General features: G+C 50.4%; 13 protein-coding genes. All 13 read left to right on the forward strand.

What is annotated here, in order from left to right; genetic code table 11:
* The first annotated feature begins 108 nt into the window (after positions 1-108).
* Positions 109-1,065, forward strand: a complete 957-nt coding sequence (locus BLR08_RS26530; protein WP_072337312.1) for an ABC transporter permease — start codon at positions 109-111, stop codon at positions 1,063-1,065.
* Positions 1,066-1,120: 55 nt separating this feature from the next.
* Positions 1,121-1,996: a carbohydrate ABC transporter permease gene (locus BLR08_RS26535; RefSeq protein WP_371117717.1), complete on the forward strand. Its 876-nt coding sequence runs from the start codon at positions 1,121-1,123 to the stop codon at positions 1,994-1,996.
* Positions 1,997-2,050: 54 nt separating this feature from the next.
* Complete coding sequence (locus BLR08_RS26540; RefSeq protein WP_083537507.1) at positions 2,051-3,580, forward strand: type 2 periplasmic-binding domain-containing protein; 1,530 nt, start codon at positions 2,051-2,053, stop codon at positions 3,578-3,580.
* Between the two features lie 131 nt (positions 3,581-3,711).
* Positions 3,712-4,659 carry an acetylxylan esterase gene (locus BLR08_RS26545; RefSeq protein ID WP_072337319.1) on the forward strand — a complete coding sequence of 316 codons (948 nt, stop codon included), beginning with the start codon at positions 3,712-3,714 and terminating at the stop codon, positions 4,657-4,659.
* 109 nt (positions 4,660-4,768) lie between these two features.
* A complete protein-coding gene (locus tag BLR08_RS26550; protein ID WP_072337321.1) occupies positions 4,769-8,455 on the forward strand; it encodes a 3-keto-alpha-glucoside-1,2-lyase-like domain-containing protein in 3,687 nt (1,228 codons plus the stop codon).
* A gap of 30 nt (positions 8,456-8,485) precedes the next feature.
* Positions 8,486-11,356: a 3-keto-alpha-glucoside-1,2-lyase-like domain-containing protein gene (locus tag BLR08_RS26555; RefSeq protein ID WP_143014466.1), complete on the forward strand. Its 2,871-nt coding sequence runs from the start codon at positions 8,486-8,488 to the stop codon at positions 11,354-11,356.
* Between the two features lie 147 nt (positions 11,357-11,503).
* Complete coding sequence (locus BLR08_RS26560; protein WP_083537508.1) at positions 11,504-15,244, forward strand: S-layer homology domain-containing protein; 3,741 nt, start codon at positions 11,504-11,506, stop codon at positions 15,242-15,244.
* A 310-nt stretch (positions 15,245-15,554) separates the two neighbouring features.
* Positions 15,555-16,418 (forward strand): helix-turn-helix domain-containing protein, encoded by an 864-nt coding sequence (locus BLR08_RS26565; RefSeq protein WP_072337326.1) that lies wholly within the window; start codon positions 15,555-15,557, stop codon positions 16,416-16,418.
* Between the two features lie 64 nt (positions 16,419-16,482).
* Positions 16,483-17,775 (forward strand): ABC transporter substrate-binding protein, encoded by a 1,293-nt coding sequence (locus tag BLR08_RS26570; protein WP_072337328.1) that lies wholly within the window; start codon positions 16,483-16,485, stop codon positions 17,773-17,775.
* A 20-nt stretch (positions 17,776-17,795) separates the two neighbouring features.
* Positions 17,796-18,698 carry a carbohydrate ABC transporter permease gene (locus tag BLR08_RS26575; protein WP_072337330.1) on the forward strand — a complete coding sequence of 301 codons (903 nt, stop codon included), beginning with the start codon at positions 17,796-17,798 and terminating at the stop codon, positions 18,696-18,698.
* A 1-nt stretch (position 18,699) separates the two neighbouring features.
* Positions 18,700-19,521, forward strand: a complete 822-nt coding sequence (locus BLR08_RS26580; protein ID WP_072337332.1) for a carbohydrate ABC transporter permease — start codon at positions 18,700-18,702, stop codon at positions 19,519-19,521.
* A gap of 75 nt (positions 19,522-19,596) precedes the next feature.
* Complete coding sequence (gene glpK, locus BLR08_RS26585) at positions 19,597-21,084, forward strand: glycerol kinase GlpK (RefSeq protein WP_072337334.1); 1,488 nt, start codon at positions 19,597-19,599, stop codon at positions 21,082-21,084.
* 26 nt (positions 21,085-21,110) lie between these two features.
* Complete coding sequence (locus BLR08_RS26590) at positions 21,111-23,597, forward strand: glycoside hydrolase family 31 protein (protein ID WP_072337336.1); 2,487 nt, start codon at positions 21,111-21,113, stop codon at positions 23,595-23,597.
* The last annotated feature ends 1 nt before the right edge of the window (position 23,598 follow it).

Raw genomic sequence — 23,598 nt, forward strand, 5'->3', positions numbered from 1 at the left:
AAGACACGCCGGATGCGGAACAACTGCTGAGCGGATTATATCGGGTTATGCAAGGTCACGGCTATGATAAGGGAGCAGTTCAACACACGATAAGGGAGCGCAGCGTAAATGAAACAAACCGTCGCCCATGCGGCAGCCGAGCGGGCAGTCGGATCGGTTGCCAACCAGTTCCTCAAGGAGGTCCGCCGTCATAAATGGCTCTATTTAATGGTTTTGCCGGGCATCCTCTACTTTGCCGTTTTTAAATATGTACCGATGCTTGGCATCGCGATTGCGTTTAAGGATTATCAGCCTTTCGCCGGGTTTCTGGACAGCCCTTGGGTGGGGCTGAAGCATTTCGAACGATTTTTCAGCAATGACGATTTTCCGATACTGCTTCGCAACACACTGATCATTGCGATCTACAAACTGTTGTTCTATTTTCCTGTCCCGATCGTGCTCGCTCTGCTGCTGAACGAAGTTCGCATCAAGCTGTTCAAGCGGGTGGTACAAACGATTCTGTATGTTCCGCATTTTTTCTCCTGGCTCGTGATTGTCGGCATGACCTACATGCTGCTCACGACCGAAGGAGGGCTGATAAACCAGATGGTTCAATCGGCTGGAGCCGAGCCGATCAACTTCCTTGGCACTGAGACGTGGATTCGCACACTGCTGACATCGCAGAATATCTGGAAGGAAGCCGGCTGGGGAACGATCCTGTATCTGGCCTCGATGAGCGCCATCGATCCGCAATTATATGAAGCGGCCCGGATGGACGGAGCGGGGCGGTTCCGGCTGATGTGGCATATCACGCTGCCTTGCATCCGCAGCACGATCGTGATCCTTCTGATCTTGCAGCTGGGGCATATGCTGGACCTTGGGTTTGAGCAAATCTTCAATATGCTGAATCCGGGCAACCGTCTGTATGCCGAAGTGTTCGACACCTACGTATACACTGCGGGCATTACCCAGGGGCAGTTCAGCTACAGCACCGCGGTCGGCTTGTTCAAATCGCTGGTGGGACTTGTGCTAGTCCTGTTGGCGAATGCCGCTGCCCGTCGGCTTGGCGAGGAAGGCGTGTTCTGAAGCGGCTACTCCAGGATAGACCTGATTTCATTTTTTTAGGAAGGAGATGTTCACATTGATCCAAACGCAAGCAACACGTACAGGCAGCCGATTATTCAGCCTGTTCAATTATGTTTTTTTGACGGCATGCGCGTTCGCCTGCCTGTTCCCGTTTCTCTCAATTGTCGGCGGCTCGTTCGCTACGGCCGGGGAGCTTGCGGCCAAGCGGTTCGTTATCATTCCGGAAATTTTCTCGGTGGAGGCGTACCGGATGATTTTTTCGGGCGGGGCAATTCCGCGAAGCTTGCTCGTATCGGCATTCATTACCGTGGCAGGGACGGCAATCAATCTATTTTTCACCGCGATCACAGCTTATGCCTTGTCCCGCAGAGGGCTGAAAGGCCGACGATGGATGATGCTCATGATCGTGTTCACCATGCTGTTCGACGCGGGGGTTATTCCGCATTATCTTCTCGTGAAGCAGCTGAACATGCTGAACACGTACTGGGCGGTTCTTATCCCCGGCGCTATCGCCGCATTTAATCTGGTGCTGATGCGCAATTTCTTCATGCAGCTGCCGGAGGAGCTGTTCGACTCCGCGAAAATCGACGGATGCAATGATCTGTCTACTTTCTGGCGAATCGTGCTGCCGCTGTCCACAGCTTCCTTGGCAACGTTTACGTTGTTCTACGCGGTCGGACATTGGAACAACTTTTTTTCAGCGTTCCTCTATCTAAACAAACCGAGCATGTGGCCTGTCCAAATCTGGCTGCGGAATATTCTGGTTTTGGCGACCTTCGATCTCTCGGAGATGGGCGTCAGAGTCGACGTTCCGTCCCGCAGTTTGCAGAATGCGGTTATCGTCGTCGCCACGCTGCCGATTCTGGTTGTCTACCCTTTTGTACAGAAATATTTTGCAAGCGGCGTTATGGTAGGGTCGGTTAAAGGATGAGCTATTCTCATCTTTAACAATAGATTACAATTTAGTTTGGGAGGGTTAAAGAAAATGAATAAACAAAGTAGAAAAAAGATGGCTGGCTTGCTGATGCTTACACTGGTATCCACAACGCTTGCGGCCGGTTGTTCAAGCGGAAACGGCGCTAGCGGCAGCAGTCCCAATGCTTCCAATGCGCCAAGCGAGAGCCAGACTCCGTCCACCCAACCGAATAAACCGATCAGTATCCGTACGATGCAGCCTTACTGGTCGTCCGCGCTGCCGGATACGTCCAGTCCGCTGTTCAAGAAGATGGAACAAATCATGAACGCCCAGATCACAGCCGATTTTGTCCAGGGCAGCAGTTTCATGGATAAGGTCAACGTAACGCTTGCCTCCGGTGATCTTCCCGATATTCTGGTCGTCCTGCAGGGTAATCAGCCCTCCATTATCCAGGCCATCCGTGCCGGAGCATTCTGGGAAGTCGGTAAATATGTCGATAAATTCCCGAATCTGAAGGCCAGCCGCTCTAAAATCAGCGACGACGCGATCCAGGTGGACGGAAAAATATGGGCGCTTTACAAGCCGATGGACCTCGACCGTGGCGGGATCAATATGCGTCAGGATTGGCTGGATAAGCTTGGGTTGAAGCGTCCGCGGACGATGGATGAGCTGTACAACGTGCTGAAGGCGTTCGCCCAGAACGATCCGGACGGCAATGGCAAGCAAGACACGTATGGATTGGCATCCTCCGGACTTCCGCTCTGGTTTTTTGCAGAGAAATTCGGAGCGCCTAACGGCTATAAAGTGGAGGGCGGCAAATTCGTACCGGCCTTCGCAACGGAGGAATACCGGAACGCGATGAGGTTTTTCCGTAAGCTGTACACCGAGGGTATTATGAATAAGGATTTTGCGTATGCGAAGCTCAGCCAGACGGACGAAATACTGGTGAATGGTCAAGCCGGGGCCTACTTCGGCAACGTGGACCGGGCAGACCTGTGGGCTAAGGTGATGAATAATAACGCAAACGCGAAGCTCCTCTCTTTCTCTGATATGGACGGCCCGAACCTCAACTATGCAAACACCGGCTACTACACGACGATGATGTTCCCGAAAGGCACGGTCAAAACGGAAGAGCGTCTGCTTGAGCTTCTTGGCGCGCTCGATCGCCTGGCAGCGCCGGAGAACGCCGACTTCCGCGTATACGGCATTGAAGGCACGGATTACAAAGTGGAGAACGGCAAGAAGACGATCATCAACAATCAGTGGCCTGTGCTGGCTTCGCTGACTGCTCTTGCGGCAACGAAGCCGGAGGTTCCGTTAGATGGTCACCCGGACTGGCACGTGGAAATGTACAAGATCGTGGCGGAAAACGGCAAAAGCAAGACGCTTACCCCGAACCCGTCCGCAGGCTTGGTCTCGCAGACGCGGAACGAGAAAGGCAACGAGCTGCAAAAGCTGATCGACGATGCCGTGACCAAATACGTCATGAACGAGCTGGATGATAAAGGCTTTGACGACGCGATCCAGAAATGGCGTTCGACTGGCGGGGATCAAATGCTTAAGGAATACGAAGCCGAGCATCAGAAGCTTAAGCGCTAATTCCGCGCAAGCCCCAGTTGTTTTTCGATGGTTGGGGCTTGCCGTGATAGCAAGGAAATATGGGGTAGGGATGTACCGTTTATTTGCTGCGGGAGGCTGCATGAAGAGACAGATGGAAGGAGGAATGAAGGGTGAACGCAATTGAGAAACGACTGAAGGAGCTGAGTCAGCTTCAGCCGGAACCAACGGCTCAGCCGGATTTTGCGGCATTTTGGGAGCGTGTGCTCCTCGAAGCAGCGGAAGCCGGGTCTTGCGGTCGCGAGCCGATGGCATCTCCGTTCGTTGATGCGCCGGTCTACAAGCTCGTCTTCACGGGTGCGAGCGACACGCCGATCCACGCTTTATACATGCTGCCGCCGGGAAGGGGCGAAGCTCCTGTACCGTGCGTCGTTATTTTTCACGGATACTCCGGGTCGAAGGGCAACCCGGAGGACTACGCCGCTTGGGCGATGATGGGGTACGCGGTGCTGGCGGTCGACATTCGCGGTCAAGGCGGGGAGACGGGCAATATGCTGCCTCAGGATTATGGGAAGACCGCAGGCTGGGTCACGCAAGGGATTCTTGATCCGGAAACCTGCTATTACCGGGCGATCTCCATCGACGGTTTGCGGGCGGTGCGGTATGCACGCGAGCAGCCGGAGGTGAATCCGGATCAAATCTTCATCGCAGGCACGAGCCAGGGCGGAGGCTTGGCGCTGGTCGTCTCCGCGCTAGATTCCCGCATCAAAGGGACGGTCGCGAAAGTGCCCAATATGTGTCATATGGATTACGGCCTGCTTTACTCCACCGGCTCGGTGACGGAGGCAGCTGATTTCGTCACACGCATGCCGCAGCACCTTGGCGCTGTCCTGCGTACGCTCAGTTATTTTGATGTGATGAATTTGGCCGAATGGATTCATATGCCGATTCGCGTAACGGCAGGACTCAAGGACACGGTCTGCATGCCGGAGACGATTTTCGCCGCTTACAACAAAATTTCGTCCGCCGATAAAGCAATTCAAGTGTTTCCGTTCATGGGGCATGCGGTAGAGCCGGGACACCGGCAGGCGGCACATGCTTTCTTCAGCACGCTCAGCTAAGCGCGCCGGGTTCGATAGGCCTGAAAGGAGGTGGTTGCTGTCGCGCAAATCAGCGACATTGTAAAGAATTATGAAAGGGCTTTAATACAACTGAACAGGAGGATTGAGAATGAGAAAAGGAACGATGACTAAGGTTTCAGTTACGCTGGCAACTGCTTTAATCGTGCAATTAGCAGGGGGTACAGGTCTGCCGGACCCTACCGCACAAGCAGCTCCCATTGTGGCTGACAGCACCTGGAAGGCTATTGATACTACACTGGCGGTAGCTCCCGGAAGTGCGCTTGATTTGTCCTATATGAATCCAATTCCGGCTGGAACGAAAGGCTTCGTCAAGATCGATGCGGATGGCGATTATTATTTTACGGATGAGCCCAATAAGAAAGTAAAGTTCTTCGGTACCAATCTGAACGGCAGCTATGGCCAGGATCCTTCCCGAGATGAAATGGTGGTCATCGCCGACCGGATTGCAGCTATGGGTTATAATTCGGCGCGTTTCCATTCCATTGATGAAAATTATGACTGGGCAAAAGGGCTTATGGAGAAGCCTACTTCCACCACCGTTACATTGAATTCGGCCAAACTGGACAATTTCGAGTACTTTCTTTATTTATTGAAGGAGCGGGGCATCTATATCAACATTGACCTTATGGCCTATCCGGATTTCTCCGGCGTACCAGGCCTAAGCCAATACGGCACATTCGAAGACAAAAATATGGCGCTGCTATTTCCGGAAGGGAAAGCGATCTGGCGATCCTTCGCTCAGCAGCTGCTTACTCATGTGAATCCATATACCGGAATCGCCTTGAAGGATGATCCTATCTTGATGGGGCTTTCTCCCATGAATGAGGCTATCCTTTATAATGCTAACTTTTCAAATGAAAATGTAAATGCGTGGTTCCTTACAGACTTTAATCTATTTCTGGCCGGTAAAGGGCGTCCTGCGATCACCACATTCCCCAACACGTTCTGGAGTGCGCCTGCGAGTATCCGTGACGATCTTGCCGAGTACTTCACAGACAAAGCGTTATCTTCCTATAATGAAATGAAAAATTATCTTACAGATGTAATCGGAATCCAGATTCCCATCGGAGGAATGAATTACATCAATGATTCTTTGGCCAACTATTGGCGCACACAAACAGACATTCACGAAACCCACTTATACAATGGGCTTGTGGACGGGAGGGGAGCATCCTTCTCTTATACCCCTGCGAGGCATCCCCGGTACAGTATGAGATTTGATCCGGAAACAGCGGCTAACTATGTGCCGACTTACGCCGGGCAGAGTATCTTTAAAAATTATATTCCCGGTCTTGCTCTTGGGCAGCTGTACCAGAAGCCATTTGCATTAACGGAGTATAACCAGGAGTTTCCGACGAAAGGCCGGGACGAACTAGGATTGATCGCGGCCGCGGCCGGCGCCCACAATGGCTGGGATATGCTGCAAAGATTTCAATATGTGTCCCGTGTAGAACAAGCCGTTCAACAAAGCTCTACTTTGGGCGGGTTTACCTCCTTCGACATTCTAACCGATACGTTGGTCACGATGTCCGAAATTCAAAGCGCCCTTCTTTTCCGTAAAGGCGGCGTCACGGCAGGCCAGCCTAGATTTGTCATTGTCAGGGATAAGACATCGGTGAAGACGGATGCGGCTTCGACGGAGAATGAAGATAAAGAGACTAATCGAAACTACATTCCGCATCTGTTCAAAATGGTTACCGTGTATGCAGATAAGCCTGGAGAACCTTATGCCTTCTACAAAATCACACCTGATCTTACGCCCGAGCAGATCGCAAGCGGCAATATTCCCGCCCAGAATAAGATTACGATTACAAACAGCATGACGATCAAGCAGGTTGCGGAGACGTTTATTAATGCTCTGGACGATGTCAATCTGAAAAACAGCATGCTTGCCAATCTGAATCAAAATAAGCTGGTTTCGGACACGGGTGAGCTTGTTTTTGATCTTAATCTAAATACGTACCTCATCGATACCCCTTACATGGTTGGAGCTGTAGGTACACTCAATAACAACACATTCGAGCTTGGTCCAGTATCCTTGAAGGCGAGTGTGGATAAAGGAACCGTGTCCGCAGCAGCGCTTGATGATCAATCTCTCGATAAAAGTGAAAGAATCGTGGTCATCCATACAACTGATGTAGCAGCCACAGGGGAAGATACCATTCAAGATCCTGTCGATAGCAATAAGAGGACCTATGTAAGAGGGACATTGCCGACGCTTGCCAAATACGGGACCCTGGAATTCCGCCTGAAGACGACACTCGTGCCTGCGGCGTACAAAGCTTACAAGCTGGCGACCAACGGTGTACGGCTGCAGGAGCTTCCCGTGGTCACCGCAGGAGATGAAGTCATTGTCCAGTTTGATACGGATAAAGGCTACGCTTTCGAGCTCGTGTACGATGCGATCTATGCGGATGGCTTTGAAGCGGGCAACGCAAACGGCTGGAGTCCGCAGAAAGGACAATGGAGCACCGTGCAGGAGGGCGGATCTTCCGTCTATCTGTCCGAAAAATCGGGACTTTCCGTGGCCGATGCAACGTACGGTACTGATTATTGGGTAGAAGCGGACGTTAAGGAGTCCAATACCAGGGGAGACCTCGGTCTTGTAGCGCGGTATGCGGATAGCGGCAATTATTATGCTTTTACCTATCACGCAAATCCCGGCAAAGCCAAGCTCGAAAAGCGCCAGAATAATCAGAACATTGAGATTCAGTCCGTGTCGGGACTTCCAAAAATGGAAGCGGGAACAACCTACAAGCTGCGCTTTGAAACCGTCGGCACTACATTAAAAGGTTATCTAAACGGCCAATTGGTGATTAGCGCCACAGATCCTGCTTCTAGCGGTGGAAAAGTCGGCCTCATAACCAGCTCCACAGATCCTGCTTTTAGCGGCGGAAAAGTCGGCCTCATCACCAGCTCCAGCCGAAAAGCATACTTCGATAACGTGGTTGTCCGTCATGACGACGCGGCAGCTCCTACGGCTCCTTCCAACTTGACGGCCGTGGCGAACTCATCCTCACAAATGGATCTCACATGGGAGGAGTCCTCGGATGAAACCGGCGTGTCGGGCTATAAAATTTATCGCGACGGACAAGAAATCGCAACGGTGAATGGCGTGGTCAACAGCTATAAGGATACGGGCCTGACAATCGCAACAACCTATCAGTATAAGGTCAAAGCGTTCGATTCGGGGGGACGGGTATCGGAAGCAAGCAACGAAGCGACGGCCACGACAACCAACACACTTCTTGTAGATGATTTCGAAGACGGCAACGCGAATGGCTGGTCGGTTGTTAACTTCTGGGGAACGTTCTCGGTTGTTGCGGATGGAAGCTCCAAGGTCTACTTATCCGATAATGCGGCCAAAGGCGCCACGAAGTCCGTTGCGGGTTCCGCCGAATGGTCCAATTATAAGGTTGAGGCTAAAACTAAGGTGGATAGCTGGAGTAATCGAGTCGGTTTGATAGCAAGGTACGTCGATCCGAATAATTTTTACGCGATGTATTATGATACCTATTCCAATAAGCTATTCATCGTCAAGAATCTGAATGGAAGTCAGACGACCCTTGCATCAGCACCGATGGCCGCAGCACCGACAGCCGGCGTGTACCATACTTATAGCCTTGAGGTAAATGGCAGTACATTAAAGGCTTACGTGGATGGGCAGCTGCTTGTCACTGCCACGGATTCAAGCTTTACAGCCGGTAAAATAGGGGTTTATAGCCATGTGCAGAAGGCCTATTTTGACGATGTGGTTGTTACCGTTACGCCTTAGGTCTGTAATTTCAATTCAAGGAGCTGATGGATGATGTACACATCGATCCGTAAAGGCTGGACTTCCTTCCTTGTTATTACTTTGATGCTCTCTATGATTGGCGTCGGCGGACTCTTGGGCTATGCACCGGCAGCACAGGCGGCCGATGTCTGGGTGCCCATGGACACGGAGCCGATGACGGTTCCCGGCAGCGCCCTGGATTTATCCGGGATGAATGATGCACCGGCGGGGAAATATGGTTTTATCCAGCAAGGGGCTGACGGCGACTACACCTTCGAGCAGGCGCCGAACAAGAAGGTGAAGCTATATGGAGCCAATGTGACCTGGAATATGTATTACGGCTCTAAGGAAGATGCGGATAAAACGGTAGATCGGCTCGCACGGTTAGGCTACAACGTGGTGCGGCTGCATCCGGTCGATTCCATGACCAGTTGGGCGCCGGGTATCTTCGTTCAGAATGGATCGACAACGCCCGAGCTGGAGGATAGTGTTAATGGTAAATTGGATCGGTTGGATTACTTTATTGCGAAGCTGAAGTCCAAGGGCATTTATGTGGTGATCGATGTTTTCCACCTGTATAATTTCAAAGATATACCGGGACTTGGCGAGTATGCGGACGGGGGGAATTTACCGTATTTGCTTCCGCTGCTCCCGCAGGCGCTGGATATGTGGAAGGCGATCGCGGGCACGTGGCTCTCTCATGTGAACCCCTACACAGGACTCGCTTTGAAGAACGACCCCGTTCTGATCGGGGTCAGCCCGTGGAATGAAACCTTACTCCTGAATATGAGTCTCAGCGGTATGAAGGCGCCTTTGCGCGATTACATGCTTCAGGATTTTAACCAGTACCGGGCTTCGATAGGGAAGCCGGCCATCACCAGCTTTCCTAACAATTATTGGGATGCATGGGGGGACATTAAAGATCAGCTTAGCGCTTATTACTCAAATAAAACGATTAATGTCTCCAATGCGATGAGAGCGTATTTAAAAGATGAGCTCGGCATTAAAGCGCCTATTGGCGGAATGAATTTCATTTATAGTCCGAATGTGAACTATTGGCGCGATCAAGCTTCCGATGTGTATGAAACCCATACCTATTACCAATATTCAAACGATAGATTCACCGATAGTACAGGGAGCGGCTATCAGTATCATCCACTTCTGGAGCCTCGTCTAAGTATGGCTTTCAATAGCGCTACAGCCGCCAATTATCCGAAGCGTTGGGGGACGGACAGCCATTTTGGAACGTATTATCCTGCTCTGTCATTAAGGCAGCCGTATAACAAACCATTTGTGCTTACCGAGTTTCAAGATACCTTTCCCGTCAAAGGGCGTGAGGATATCGGGATTTTTGTTGGTGCCGTCGGGGCCTATCAGGGCTGGGATATGATGAACCGATACTCCTTCGGCCGGGACAGTGGGGATGGGTTTACGAATCTGGCGATGGGATCCGCAGAGGAATTCTCTATTGCAGGCGACCCGCTTGCCATTATGACGGAGACGGAAGCGGCGCTTCTCTTCCGCAATGAGGCGGTTCAGGCAGCAAGTCCCAAATTCGTGTTCGTGTGGGATCGCACATGGGCCCGCAACACAGGTGCAGCCTCGGAAACCAGCGCTTATGTAGCTAACATGATGTATATTCCGCACTTGTTCAAGACCGTGAGTGTGTATGCAGATAAACCGAATGAACCGTTTGCTGTGTACAAAATTACGCCGAACCTCACGCCGGCACAGATCGCTAGCGGCAATCTGCCGGCAGCCAATAAGCTGCCGCCGATTTCGGAATTAATGTCGAACAAACAGGTAGCGGAGCTGTTTATTAACGCTTTGGACGATGCGAACAAGAAGGCGGAAATGCTGGCTGCCTTGAATCAAAATAAGCTGTTGTCCGACACCGGGGAGCTCATATTCGATCTCAATCTGGACACCTACTTCGTGAACACGCCGAAAGTGATTGCCGCGGCAGGAACGATGAACAATCAAACGTTCACAATAGGGCAAGCGACAGTGACCGGCGATGTGGAGAAGGGTACTTTTTTTGCATCCTCCTTGGACGAAAATGAACTGAAGGATAGCGAACGCATGCTGCTTGTCTATACAACAGATGTTGCGGCGACAGGAGAACAATATGTGACACAGCCATCCGGCGAAATCAAGTATTACAAAGGGACACTGCCTACACTGGTGAAGCAGAAGACTGCTCAGTTCACGTTAACCACGAATAAACCTGCTTCCGGATATAAAGCGTATAAGCTTGCGCTGGGTGGCGCGCGCCTTCAGGAAATCCCTGTGGCCGTGAACGGGCAGGCGTTATCTGTTACGCTGGAGACGGACAAAGGCTTTGCTTTTGAGCTCGTATACGACGCGCTGTACGCTACGGGTTTCGAATCGGGCACCGCGAACGGGTGGTCTGTCGTTTCTTCCTGGGGGAATTTCTCCGTGGCATCGGCTCCAAACGGCTCCAAAGCCTACTTATCCAATAATGCGGACAAAGGAGCAACGAAGTCAGTCACAGGAACCTCAACATGGACCAACTACAGCGTAGAAGCGAAGGGGAAAACGGATGCAACGAGCGGCAGAATGGGGGTAGTGGCCAGATTCGTCGATCCTAACAACTACTACAGTATGACTTACGACAGCGCTTCAAAAAAAGTCTACATCAGCAAGATACAAAACGGCGCTCTAACCGATCTTGCGATTTCAGCTCCAATCCCACCGCTCGCCGCAGGAGTTTACCATAATCTGCGATTTACCGTAACAGGAAACACGCTGCAGGCTTATGTGAATGGCCAGCTTATTGCTACAGCTACAGACAGCGCGTTCTCAGCGGGAAAAATCGGTGTGTATTCGCATATGAGCAAGGTTTATTTTGATGATGTTGCGGTGCGTTTGGCTCCGTAGTTCGAGAAAAACATTAAGCGTTAAATGGCTCTTGTCATCATGATGAGGGCCATTTATAAATTCTTAATATGTAAGTGGTATTGATTTTACATTCCATTGTTACAGTACTCTTAGAATCTATAACTTTTAAGAGGTGAATGGACAGGAATGCTTACAAAATCATTACACAAATTAGTAGTAGTCGTATCCATGGCAGTGTTTCTAGCAGCAGGGTTACACCCGGATTTTGTCCAAAATCCTCGCGTTTATGCGGCAGATGCACCTGCGTCCGTGATGGTTGAAGATTTTGAAGACGGAATCTCGGATGTAAAATTTAATCCTAAACGTATGTATGACGCAACGCTGCACTTAGAAGATCATATAAAGTATGTGAGAAACGGGCAGTATTCGGCTAGAATTGATTACGATATGATCGATATCGTAGATAACCCCTCTCAAATAGAAGTAGGCTACAAGGCGGGGAGAATTCAGCTTACGGGTTATCCTATTAAAGTAGGAATGTGGGTTTTTGGAAATAATGAAGGACATTTGCTGACGACAAAGTTTCGAGATAGCGAGGGAGATTCGTTTCAGGCAGAATTTTATGATGCGAATGGGAACGGCGTAGATTGGTACGGGTGGAAATATATCGAGGCGGATGTTCCTCAGGGAAAGCCGGGTCCGATTTTCCTTGAATTGTTTTTTCAGTTGAAGCAATCCAATATGACCAAGAAAAATAAGGGCTCTATTTGGGTAGACGATATTACTCTTATCTATGAAGAATCCGATGAGGACAAGGCGGTCCCCGTCATTACTCCAATAGCTCCTGTCGAGAATGAGGTATTGCTCGCTCCGATCGACGAATTGAAGGTTGAACTGAAGGATGACGGATCGGGGTTGGATTTGGATACGTTGTCCGTGTTTCTGGATGGAACGGATATCACAAGTAGAGTGACTTACTCTCCGCTTACACACTTGTTAACCTATCCGGGAGAGTATGTGGATGGCGGGTATCATGAGCTTCTCATCGAAGTGAAGGATAACAACGGCAACCCGGCAGGGAAAGCATATGCCTTCACCATACAGGCGGGAGAACGTTTATACATGACTGCCGACAAAGAAGCGGTAAGTAATGAAATCTACTCTGTGCAAGTTAAGATTAACGGTTACGCGAATGCGGATCGGGCGAAATTTTCATTGCATTACGATCCCAATACGCTCCAAGTGGATAGTATTACGCAGGCGCCCGGTGTTGCCGTAACCTCGGATCATCTTGAGCAAGGCGTTGTTCAGGTAACGCTTGATCAACTGTCGGCGACAGCCCATGATGCTGCCGTTCACTTCAAAGTGAGCCCGGATGCCGTGTTAGAGCGCGGCGAAGCGTATAAAACCATAACGATGAGCGATACGAGTCTGACAGCAGGAGAGGTTCAGACAAGCTCTCCGATTGCTGCTCCGATTCCCTATACCATCGCATTTCCTTATCGGATGGAAATGACGGGAGTCGGGCTGGGGACGCCTTCCACCTTTACAGTATTTAACCGAGAGGGAACACCGCAAGAAGGTGTAGATATTGTTTTCACAGGATTATTAAAGCAAAGCTCGCTCGTTACCGTTACCACGGTAACATCTAATGTATATGAGGACGATGATACGTTTTCTGATGTGTTATTCGTTGCGCAGGCCGGTGATCGTTACTATGGGTCCGCGGAAGCTGATGATGGATTTTTCGAAGTGATTCTTCCGGATGGCGAAACAACAGGGTATATCTCTGAAGCCAATGTGACGAGTCAGCAATTAAGCGGATCTCTCGGGAAGACGGCTGCGAATGGACAATTCACCACAGACCTGACGACATTGGCGCTTGGCGCCTATCAGGTTCAGGCTGTCTACGGTGATAAGAACAGTAAGGTTGTCAGTTATGAAGTCGTAGAGCAGTACGGTACAAATTATCCTCAATATGTGCAAATCTACGTGGCGGAAGATATGTCTTCGCAAATGAGCGTGGCCTGGCAAACTTATTCGGATCTACCCGTCACTTCTATTGAATACATAGAAGCCAGCGAATGGGGGGCAGGAGAAAGACCTGATGCCGGTCATGTAAAACAGATGCAAGCTGACAGTGAGCTTCTGGTCTTGAGCATGAAGGAAAATGGGAAAAAAGGAGAGATTCGGTTCCATAATGTTCTCATTGAAGGTTTGAAAGCAGATACGACATACAAGTATCGTGTTGGCTATGAGGACCATTGGACGAATTGGTATGAATATTCCACAGTGGATCGGAACCAAGCGACACCAACCTCATTCTTGTTTGTAACCGATTCTCATACCAATCAATTGAAAGGCATGGAAACCTATCAGGACCTATTGACAACCGCCTTGACCCAATACCCGTCCACGCAATTTATTATGCATGGAGGCGATATGGTGGATGCAGGCGGCTCATTTGAAGAATGGCAAAAATTCTGGCAAGCGTCTTCGATCTATGCGACAACGATTCCAACGGCTCAGACATTGGGTAACCATGATGTAAAGAGTGAAGGAAAAGAAGTATTTACAAAGGGAGCGAATTTCCCGGAGAACGGGCCGGAGTCCCAATTGCAGTATGCGTACAGTTACGATGTCGATAATACTCACTTTGTCGTATTGAACTCTGAAGGAACAGAAGAACAAATGATCGATCAAGCCGCTTGGCTGAAGCAAGATTTGGATCGGAACAAAAGGAAGTGGACGGTCGTTATGTTTCACCGACCTGCTTACCATACGGAAAATGGGCGAGAGTTACTGGTTGAATATACGCAAACCTATTTTGCGCCGATATTGGAAGCGAAGAAAGTGGATTTGGTTCTGGTCGGCCATGATCATGTATATGGGCGCACGTATCCAATGCAAGACGGAAAGCCTAATAAAGTTACAAATGAGGGTACTGTATATCTGGATGGGGGCGCTTCGGGCTGGAAGTTCTATGACGGCAGTCCATATCACTATTTGAATTATATCTTTGATGAAGATGTCCCTGTGTATTCAGCTATTGAAATTACGGAAGATAAGATTCAAGTGGCGGCGCATACGATTACAGGCGATAAAATGGATGAGTTCTCCATTCGGAAACCAACCAGGGACCATACGGAAGACGACGATGAGACGTCAACGCCGACGCCGACGCCGACACCGACACCGACACCGACACCGACACCGACACCGACACCGACACCGACACCGACACCGACGCCAGCACCGACATCAACGCTGACACCAACACAGACACCAACACTCACGCCAACACCAACACGGATGCCGACAATTTCGCAGCCTGTTTTTAACGACAAGGTGGATCTGGATGTAGTTAAACATATGATAGAAAAGGAGAAGTCGGCTCCAGCTCTAAGCTTTACGGACGTTGCAGCCTCTTCTTGGAGTGCTTCGGTGGTAGAACGCGCATCCAAGATGGGAATTATTACGGGGTACAGCGATGGATCATTCCGACCGAATGAAAAGGTAAGCCGCGCTGAATTCGCCACGATGGTTGCAAAAGCTTTTGGTCTGACGGCTTCCGGCGGTTCTTCCTTTGCTGATACGCAAGGGCATTGGGCCTCTGAAGCGATTGCTGCCTTACAGGCCGCAGGGGTAGTTTCAGGTTATGAAGATCGTTCTTTTCATCCGGATCAAGGTATCACCCGCGCTGAAATTGTTGCAATCCTGGCTCGGCTTACGAACTATGTTTCAAATACATCCAATCTGTTCACAGATGTCGATACAAACTGGGCCTCTGAGCCCATCCATGCTTTCGCAAATGCCGGTATTATAAATGGGAATGACAACGGCTTATTCAAACCGAATGATCCGTCATCTCGTGCTGAATCCGTCGCGATGATCATTCGCCTGATGGATAAGCTGCTTGCCCAATAAGTGAAAGGTGTGCATCGCGGCCAATTGTGGTTTTGGCAGCGGAAAACACTCATGCTCGACTATGTTTTTTCAGCTCGACGCCGCGATGATAATGAAAAAGGGGGCTGTCCCAGTAAGGGGCAGGCCCCTTTGTTGTTGCTGTGCAAGCCGTATTATGCAAAAGGGTTCCCCGTATTTTCAATCTGCTTTTCAACAATACTAGTCAAATACGGAGCAATATATGATAAATCGCCGCAATTTCAGTATGATATATTTTTTACTGTAAATGCTACTACAAGATGAGCAGCTTGACTTCGAAGGGGGGGCCCTCTTGGTAATTCATACGCCCACTAATCTCGCTCTCCAGAAACTAGGCATCTACGTTAGGGCTGATGCGGATGATTGGCAGTATAACTGGCCGGTTCATACCCATGAGGGGCTTGAGGTTTATTATTTTCAACGAGGAAATGCTAATTATGTCATTGGTGAGGAAATTTACGATTTATTCCCCGGCGATATGCTTCTGTTTCGAGGAAGTACGATTCACAGGGTGAACCCGTCGAAGGATGTTCCCTATATACGCAGTTATGTCAATTTCACCGAAGCTTTCCTGCGGGAGCAGATGCCGGAGGATATGTTCGAGAAGCTGATGTCGATGTTTGAAGCGCCCAACGGCATGCTAATTCGGTGGTCGCCGGAAGAACGGGATGAGGTAGCGACATATTTCCGCGCCATTCACCGGGAAAACGAACATGAATCATTCGGTTACCAGCTCATTTTGAAAACGCTCTTAACGCAGCTGTTAATCGCCACCTACCGAAAAGCCAAGCGACTGCACGAAATTGCGCCTGCCGGACAGCAATCGCACAGCCAGGAAAATGTTCGACGCATCCTGCAATACATTAACCAGCATTACACAGAAAATTTTTCTTTGCAAGAGCTGTCTAAAGAGCTTTATTTAAACAAATATTATATGTGTCACTGCTTTAAAGAGGTCACCGGTTCAACGATCAATAACTATGTGATCAGCAAACGAATCGAGGAAGCCAAGAAATTGCTTCGAACAACAGATGAGCCGGTAGCCTTCATATCGGAAAAGCTAGGGTTTAACACCGCCGTTCACTTTAGCCGTTCCTTCAAGAAATTTACCGGAATCTCACCTCAGCATTACCGTAAACAAGCTGTGGGGCCGTGATGCTTCGACTTCGAATCCGCGGTAAACATAGATTTGTCATCAATGAGAAAAGAGAGGTAGCATCATGCGGAAAGCTTGGAAAACGGCGTCCATCGCCACACTCTTGGTTCTGGTCCTATTCATGTCGGCTTGCGGGAACAAACAATCCGGAGCGGGAACGGCAGCTGGAGGCCCAAATAATGCAACGCTGGATTTTGTCTGGTTTTCAGACGGCAATGAAGGCGAAATCATGAAGAGCATCATTAAAGATTATGAGGCTAAACATACGAACATCAAAGTGAATATGATCGAGGTTCCCTACAAGGACCTTTCCACGAAATTAAAAACGATGATCTCAGGCGGAAAGCCGCCGGCGCTTGCCCGGATCAGCACCAGCGAGCTTGGCGGATTTGCTAACCAAGCGGTAGAGCTAAGCGAGAGCAACGGCGGATTGGATAAGTTCACGGCACAGTTTGTTGATTCTTTAAAACCGTTTTATGTGGTGAACAACAAGGCGGTGGCCGCTCCGATGGACGTAACCGCTAACGGATTGATCTACAATAAAACGTTGTTTGACAAAGCGGGAGTCAAGGTGCCTTCATCGCCTGATGAAGTATGGACTTGGGATGAGTTCTCCGCGGCCCTGAAGCAGGTCATGGAGAAAGGCGGGGCGAAGTATGGCCTGGTTTGGGATTTTACGCCGCAGCGCTGGTCGACTTTGCTGTATCAATTCGGAGGCAGCATGATGAGTCCGGATGGAACAAAAGCAACGATTAATAATGAAGCCGGCGTGCAAGCGGCGGAATATTTCAAGAAGCTGCATACGGACGGCATTGCTCCGACTTCGGTCTGGTATGGCGGGGAAAACCCGAATAACCTGTTTCGCAGCGGCACAGTTGCCGCGCATTTGGCGGGAAACTGGATGATCAGCAACTACAAAGATATCACGAATTTTGAATGGGGCGTTACGTATATGCCGAAAGCCAAGGTGCGCTCTTCGGTACCAGGCGGTAAATTCGCTATGGCGTTCAAAAAGTCCGGCGTAGAAAAAGAAGCCGCAGATTTCATCAACTATATCACGACGAAAGAAGTTAACGCGAAATACACCCAAGAGGCGCTGTTCCTCAGCCCGCGCAAAGATAATGCGAAGCTGGACTACGCCTTCGGCAAAGAAATGATGGAATTGTTCTCGAATGAACTGAGCAACACGGTTCCGGCTGCAGCTGAGGATTGGTCCAGACAAACGATCGTACCTAAATTCAGCAACGATTTGAAGACGACCATTTCGGATATCGTGGCAGGCAAGACAACGGCGCAGGCAGGTCTGGATAAGGTTGCAGGCTTAATTGACAAAGCAATCAGCGCTGAGAAGAAATAACGTTGAAAGGAGTATGAATGATGTCTTCAATAGTCCCGGCAGCAAAGAAGGTTAAAAAGCGTCCCAATCAATCCATGGGATTGATCCCCTATTTATTCGTACTGCCTAACTTGCTGATCTTCACCACCTTTATTGTCATTCCTACTATTATCGGGTTTGTGTATTCGTTCCACGAGTACGACGGTCTGAATCCGATGGAATTCGTAGGCTTCGACAATTATAAAGAAATCTTTTCGAACACAGATTTCTGGACCGCCTTGGGGAAAACAGGTTTGTATGCGGTCATTGTGGTACCGCTCATCTATGGTGTAGCACTTGCCGTAGCTATGATGCTGATTCAGCCCCTTCGGTTTAAAGGCGTGTTTCGGTCCGTGTTTTATTGGCCAACAATGATTTCCTACATCATTGTTGGTCTGACATGGAAATGGATTTTCGGCGATTTCGGGGTGCTGAATTACTTTCTGACCTTGTTCGGGGTCGATCCGGTTCATTTCTTGTCGGATTCATTCTTTGCGAATGTCTCCGTTGTTATCGCAACGGTCTGGTCGCGCCTCGGGTTTTATATGGTTATCTTCATAGCGGGACTGCAAGCGATTCCAACCGACTTCTACGAGGCGGCCAGGCTGGACGGCGCCTCCAAGCCCCGGGTGTTCTGGAGCATTACGCTGCCGCTGCTTAAGCCTACTACGGTGCTGGTCATTATGCTTTCGATGATCGAGGCGTTTAAAGCGTACCCGCTAATGTTCGCTCTGACGGGCGGCGGACCGGGCAAGGAAACGACCTTTATCGTTCAGTATATTTACGAAACCGGGTTTGCCAAGCAAGAGCTGGGTATGGCCAGCGCCATGTCTGTGCTGCTGTTCCTTCTTATTGTCATATTTACGGCGACGCAGAACCGATTGTCTAAAGGAGGCTCGAACTAACGTGGAACTGAAATCCTCCGCAAAAGCTGCCTTATATATAGCTCTAGTTCTTTTGGCGGCATGTTGGCTGTTTCCTGTGCTTTGGATCGTCATCTCGTCTTTCAAGACGAACACCGACTTATACAACTTTCCGCCCACCTTTTGGCCTTCGCCGTTTACATTTGAGCATTTTACGGCTGCCTTTGAGAAGGGCAACTTCGGCCGTTATTTCATGAACAGCACGATTGTTACGATCAGCTCGACGATTCTGCTGCTGTTGATCAATTCCATGGCGGGCTTCGCGCTCGCCAAGTACAGGTTTAAGGGCGACACGATTTTGCTGGTCGGATTCATCTCAACCTTGATGATTCCGCTTGAGGTCATTATGATCCCGATCTTTAAGGTGCTTAGCTTCCTGGGTCTGTTCAATACGCTGCTGGCGCTTATTATTCCGCCGGCGGCTACACCTACGGGCGTGTTCCTGATCAGGCAGTACTTGCTTACTGTGCCGGATGAGCTGCTGGAGGCGGCGCGGATGGACGGAGCATCGGAGTGGCGCATTTATTCACGGATCATTTTGCCGCTCTGTAAACCCATTTTGGCGGTTCTGGCGATTTTCTCCTTCATGTGGCGGTGGGACGACTTCTTATGGCCGCTCATCGGTATCAGCGATCCGTCTCTTTATACGGTTCAGCTGGCCTTGTCCAACTTTATAGGGGAATACAATGTGGATTGGGGCAGCTTGCTCGCCATGTCTGTCATTACGATGATTCCCGTGCTTGTTGTTTTCATCATCTTCCAACGCCAATTCGTCAGCGGTATGGTGACATCGGGAATGAAATAATGTGAATGTAAACTCCCTTCCATACAGTGACTGTTGTCTCTGCTTGCGAAGGGATTTTTTAAGGGAGTTTGGACTATGGAACGCTTCATCTTGTCATTAGATCAAGGAACGACCAGTTCCAGAGCGATATTGTTTAATCACGACAGCGAGATCGTATACACGGCGCAAGAGGAGTTTACACAGATTTTCCCGCAGCCGGGCTGGGTTGAGCACGATGCGGAGGAAATATGGAATTCGATGGTATCCGTCATATCCGCCTGCTTAACGGGTGCCGGCATCCAACCGGGCCAAATTGCAGCCATCGGCATTGCCAACCAGCGCGAAACGACAGTCGTATGGGACAAAATGACCGGCAAGCCCATCTATAACGCGATCGTATGGCAGTCCAGACAAACCGCTTCGATCTGTGAGCGGCTGATATCGCAAGGCTGGCGGGAGGTTGTCCGCGAGAAAACCGGCCTCTTGATCGATGCCTATTTCTCCGGGACCAAGGCGGCTTGGATTCTCGATGAGGTGCCTGGCGCCAGAGCCCGGGCGGAGCAGGGAGAGCTGCTGTTCGGAACCATCGATACATGGCTGATCTGGAAGCTGACCGGGGGCAGAGTCCATGTGACGGATTATTCCAACGCGTCCCGCACGATGATGTTCGATATCCGCGAGTTGAAATGGGATCGGCAGCTGCTGGAGTTATTAAACATTCCGGCCTCAATGCTCCCCGAGGTTCGTCCTTCTTCCTGCCTGTACGGGGTGACGGACAAAGAGCTGTTCGGTGTGGAAATTGCGATTGCCGGCGCAGCGGGAGACCAGCAGGCGGCGCTATTCGGTCAGGCTTGCTTCGAGGAAGGCGCGGTAAAAAACACCTATGGCACCGGATGCTTCATGCTGATGAACACCGGGAGCAAGGCGGTGAGCTCGAAGCACGGACTGCTGACGACGATTGCATGGGGGATCGGCAACCGGGTAGATTACGCGCTGGAGGGCAGCGTTTTTGTAGCGGGGTCTGCGATTCAATGGCTGCGTGACGGACTCCGAATGATTGAACACGCGGAGGAAAGCGAGTCATTGGCTTCAAGCGTGGAATCGACAGAAGGCGTATACGTCGTGCCTGCGCTTGTCGGGCTCGGTACGCCCTACTGGGACAGCGATGTCAGGGGAGCCGTATTCGGGCTTACGCGCGGAACGACGAAGGAGCATTTTATCCGGGCAACGCTAGAGGCGCTTTCTTATCAGACCAAGGATGTGCTTGCGGTGATGGAAGAGGACGCAGGTCTTTCTATACATTCTTTGCGCGTAGACGGCGGTGCGGTTAAAAACAATTTCTTGATGCAGTTCCAAAGCGATCTCTTGAATGTGCCTGTTGACCGCCCTGTAGTGGGCGAAACGACGGCTCTCGGCGCGGCCTATTTGGCCGGACTCGCCATAGGCTATTGGACAAGCCAGTCGGAAATTTCGAGTCAATGGAAAATAAATAGAACCTTCGTGCCGGACATGGACGATGTGAGGCGCCGCGACCTGTACGAAGGATGGAGAAAAGCCGTTTATGCAGCCAGAGCTTTTAAATAACGGATAGGAAAGTTGGAGGGGAAACCATGAAAGTAAGCAATAAGCTGGTGGAGGTCGTCGGAGCCAATCACTATGTAGAGCTGGTAACCGATGCGGCCAAGTATCGCATCTACCTAATGAACGATAACATCATCCGGATTCGCTGCTCTTTCGACGAACAGTTCGCCGAAGAAGCCTCGTATGCGCTGACGATGACCGCATGGGACGATAAGCTGGATGCGCTGGTGGAAGACCGCAAGAGAGTCGAGGCCCTCCCGGCCCGGTATGAGGATTTGGGAACCCACCTGCTGCTCGCCACCAATCAGCTGCGTATTCTTATTCACCGGGAGCCCTTTGCCATTGAAATTACGGATGCGGAGGGGCGCGTGCTGCACGAGGATCTGAAGGAGCGCTCCTATGTGAAGGATAAGCAGGGACGCTTGTACCACTACTCGTGTATGAAGGATGAGGATCATTACTACGGATTTGGCGAGAAAAGCGGGTATTTGAACAAAAAGAAGAGAAGGCTGCGGATGCGCAATGTAGACACGATCGGTTACGATTCCGAGCAAACGGACCCGCTGTATAAGCATATTCCCTTCTATATAAAGTTTAATGGATCGACGCAAGCCGCTACAGGCCTGTTTTATCATAACAGTTATGAATCCGCGTTTGATATGGGCTGCGAACGAAGCGGCTACTGGAACAAATACAGTTATTTCTGCGCGGACGGCGGGGAATTGGACCTCTTCTTTATGTACGGCCCGGAGGTGAAGGATGTAGTCCGGCATTATACGGATCTGACAGGCAAGACGATCATGCCGACCCGGTATTCGCTTGGCTATATGGGCTCCACGATGTACTACACCGAGCTCGATCACGACTCGGATCAAGCGATATTGCGCTTTCTGGACAAATGCAAGGCGGAAGGCATTCCCTGCGACGGCTTCTTCATGTCATCCGGCTACACGACAGGCAAAGACGGGAAAAGGTATGTGTTTAACTGGAACCATGACCGGTTTCCCGATCCGCAAAGCTTTATCGAGCAGATGCATAGCAAGGGAGCGGCGCTTGCCCCTAATGTTAAGCCGGGCATGCTGCTGACACACCCGCTTTATGAGGAGTTCGACAAGGCCGGCGCTTATATTAAGGATGAACAAGGGGAACAATCCCAGACAGACAGATACTGGGGAGGACAGGCTTCCTTCGTCGATTTCACGAACCCGAAGGGCAGAGAGCTGTGGAAGAAGCATCTGAAGGAATCGTTTGTTAACCTGGGCGTCACGTCGATTTGGAATGACAATAATGAATATGAAATTAATAATCCGGATGCACGCTGTGAGTTTGAAGGCGATAAGAAGGAAATCAGCGCATTACGGCCGATTCTGCCCAACCTGATGGCCCAAATGGCCAAAGAAGCGATCGCCGAGGCTGCGCCGAATACGAGACCTTATATCGTCAACCGTGCCGGATTTGCCGGCATTCAGCGCTTTGCCCAAACCTGGGCGGGAGACAATAATACGAGCTGGCATAGTCTAAAATTCAATGTCCCTGTTATTTTGGGCATGGGACTGTCCGGCGTTGCGAATCAGGGCTGCGATATCGGCGGCTTCTTCGGGCCGGCCCCGGAGCCGGAGCTGTTCGTCCGCTGGGTTCAGAACGGCATCTTTCAGCCAAGGTTCTCCATCCATTCCTGTAACACGGATAATACGGTGACCGAGCCGTGGATGTATCCTTCGTATACATCGTATATCCGGGAAGCGATCCGGCTTCGTTACCGCCTTATTCCTTATTTTTATTCTTTGCTGCATGAGGCCTCTGAAGCGGGCTCGCCTGTGATGCGTCCTATGGTGTATGAATTCCAGCACGACCCCGCTACTTGGGAGGAGAGCTTTGATTTCATGCTGGGACGTTCGATTCTGGTGGCCAACGTACTGGAGAAGAACGCGAAGACGAGGAAGGTCGTCCTGCCGCAAGGAAGCGATTGGATCCTTTGGGATACGAGAGAGCGTTATGCAGGCGGACAGACAATCGAACTGGAGGTATCGCTCGGCTCTATTCCGATGCTGATCCGAAGCGGAGCGATCATTCCGATGGCGCCGCATGTACAGAACATTCATAAGGATGCGATAGAAGAGCTGCATGTGCTGGTTGAGCCGTCGGAAAATTCGAGTTTTGTGCTGTATGAAGACGACGGAGTAACGAACAATTACAAGAACGGGGATTATCTGAAAACGACGATCGCTGTCGAGACGAAGCGGGATACAACAATTTCCTTTCAGAAAGAAGGCGGCCATACCAGCAGTGTGAAGCGTATGGTGATCGACCTGATCGCAAGAACCGTAGCTCCGGTTCGCGTGACGCTGCAGGGGCGTTTGCTGCCTATGTTCCTGGATCCTGCCGAGTGGGAAGCGAAGGAGGAAGGCTGGTATTACGACCTGGAGCTCAAAGCGGCGAAAATCAAGTACAACAATCTTGAGACCGAGTATGACCTGGTCGTAAGCTTTGATGTCAAGGACCTGATCTCCATTTAAC

Origin of the sequence: Paenibacillus sp. cl123 (assembly GCF_900101595.1) — a bacterium.
Classification (GTDB): domain Bacteria; phylum Bacillota; class Bacilli; order Paenibacillales; family NBRC-103111; genus Paenibacillus_G.

What these genes read in the sequence shown, in the direction of transcription:
- glpK (WP_072337334.1), top strand. Translation starts at nt 19,597, where the DNA reads ATGGAACGCTTCATCTTGTCATTAGATCAAGGAACGACCAGTTCCAGA.
- BLR08_RS26575 (WP_072337330.1), top strand. Translation starts at nt 17,796, where the DNA reads ATGTCTTCAATAGTCCCGGCAGCAAAGAAGGTTAAAAAGCGTCCCAAT.
- BLR08_RS26570 (WP_072337328.1), top strand. Translation starts at nt 16,483, where the DNA reads ATGCGGAAAGCTTGGAAAACGGCGTCCATCGCCACACTCTTGGTTCTG.
- BLR08_RS26560 (WP_083537508.1), top strand. Translation starts at nt 11,504, where the DNA reads ATGCTTACAAAATCATTACACAAATTAGTAGTAGTCGTATCCATGGCA.
- BLR08_RS26530 (WP_072337312.1), top strand. Translation starts at nt 109, where the DNA reads ATGAAACAAACCGTCGCCCATGCGGCAGCCGAGCGGGCAGTCGGATCG.
- BLR08_RS26550 (WP_072337321.1), top strand. Translation starts at nt 4,769, where the DNA reads ATGAGAAAAGGAACGATGACTAAGGTTTCAGTTACGCTGGCAACTGCT.
- BLR08_RS26540 (WP_083537507.1), top strand. Translation starts at nt 2,051, where the DNA reads ATGAATAAACAAAGTAGAAAAAAGATGGCTGGCTTGCTGATGCTTACA.
- BLR08_RS26590 (WP_072337336.1), top strand. Translation starts at nt 21,111, where the DNA reads ATGAAAGTAAGCAATAAGCTGGTGGAGGTCGTCGGAGCCAATCACTAT.
- BLR08_RS26555 (WP_143014466.1), top strand. Translation starts at nt 8,486, where the DNA reads ATGATGTACACATCGATCCGTAAAGGCTGGACTTCCTTCCTTGTTATT.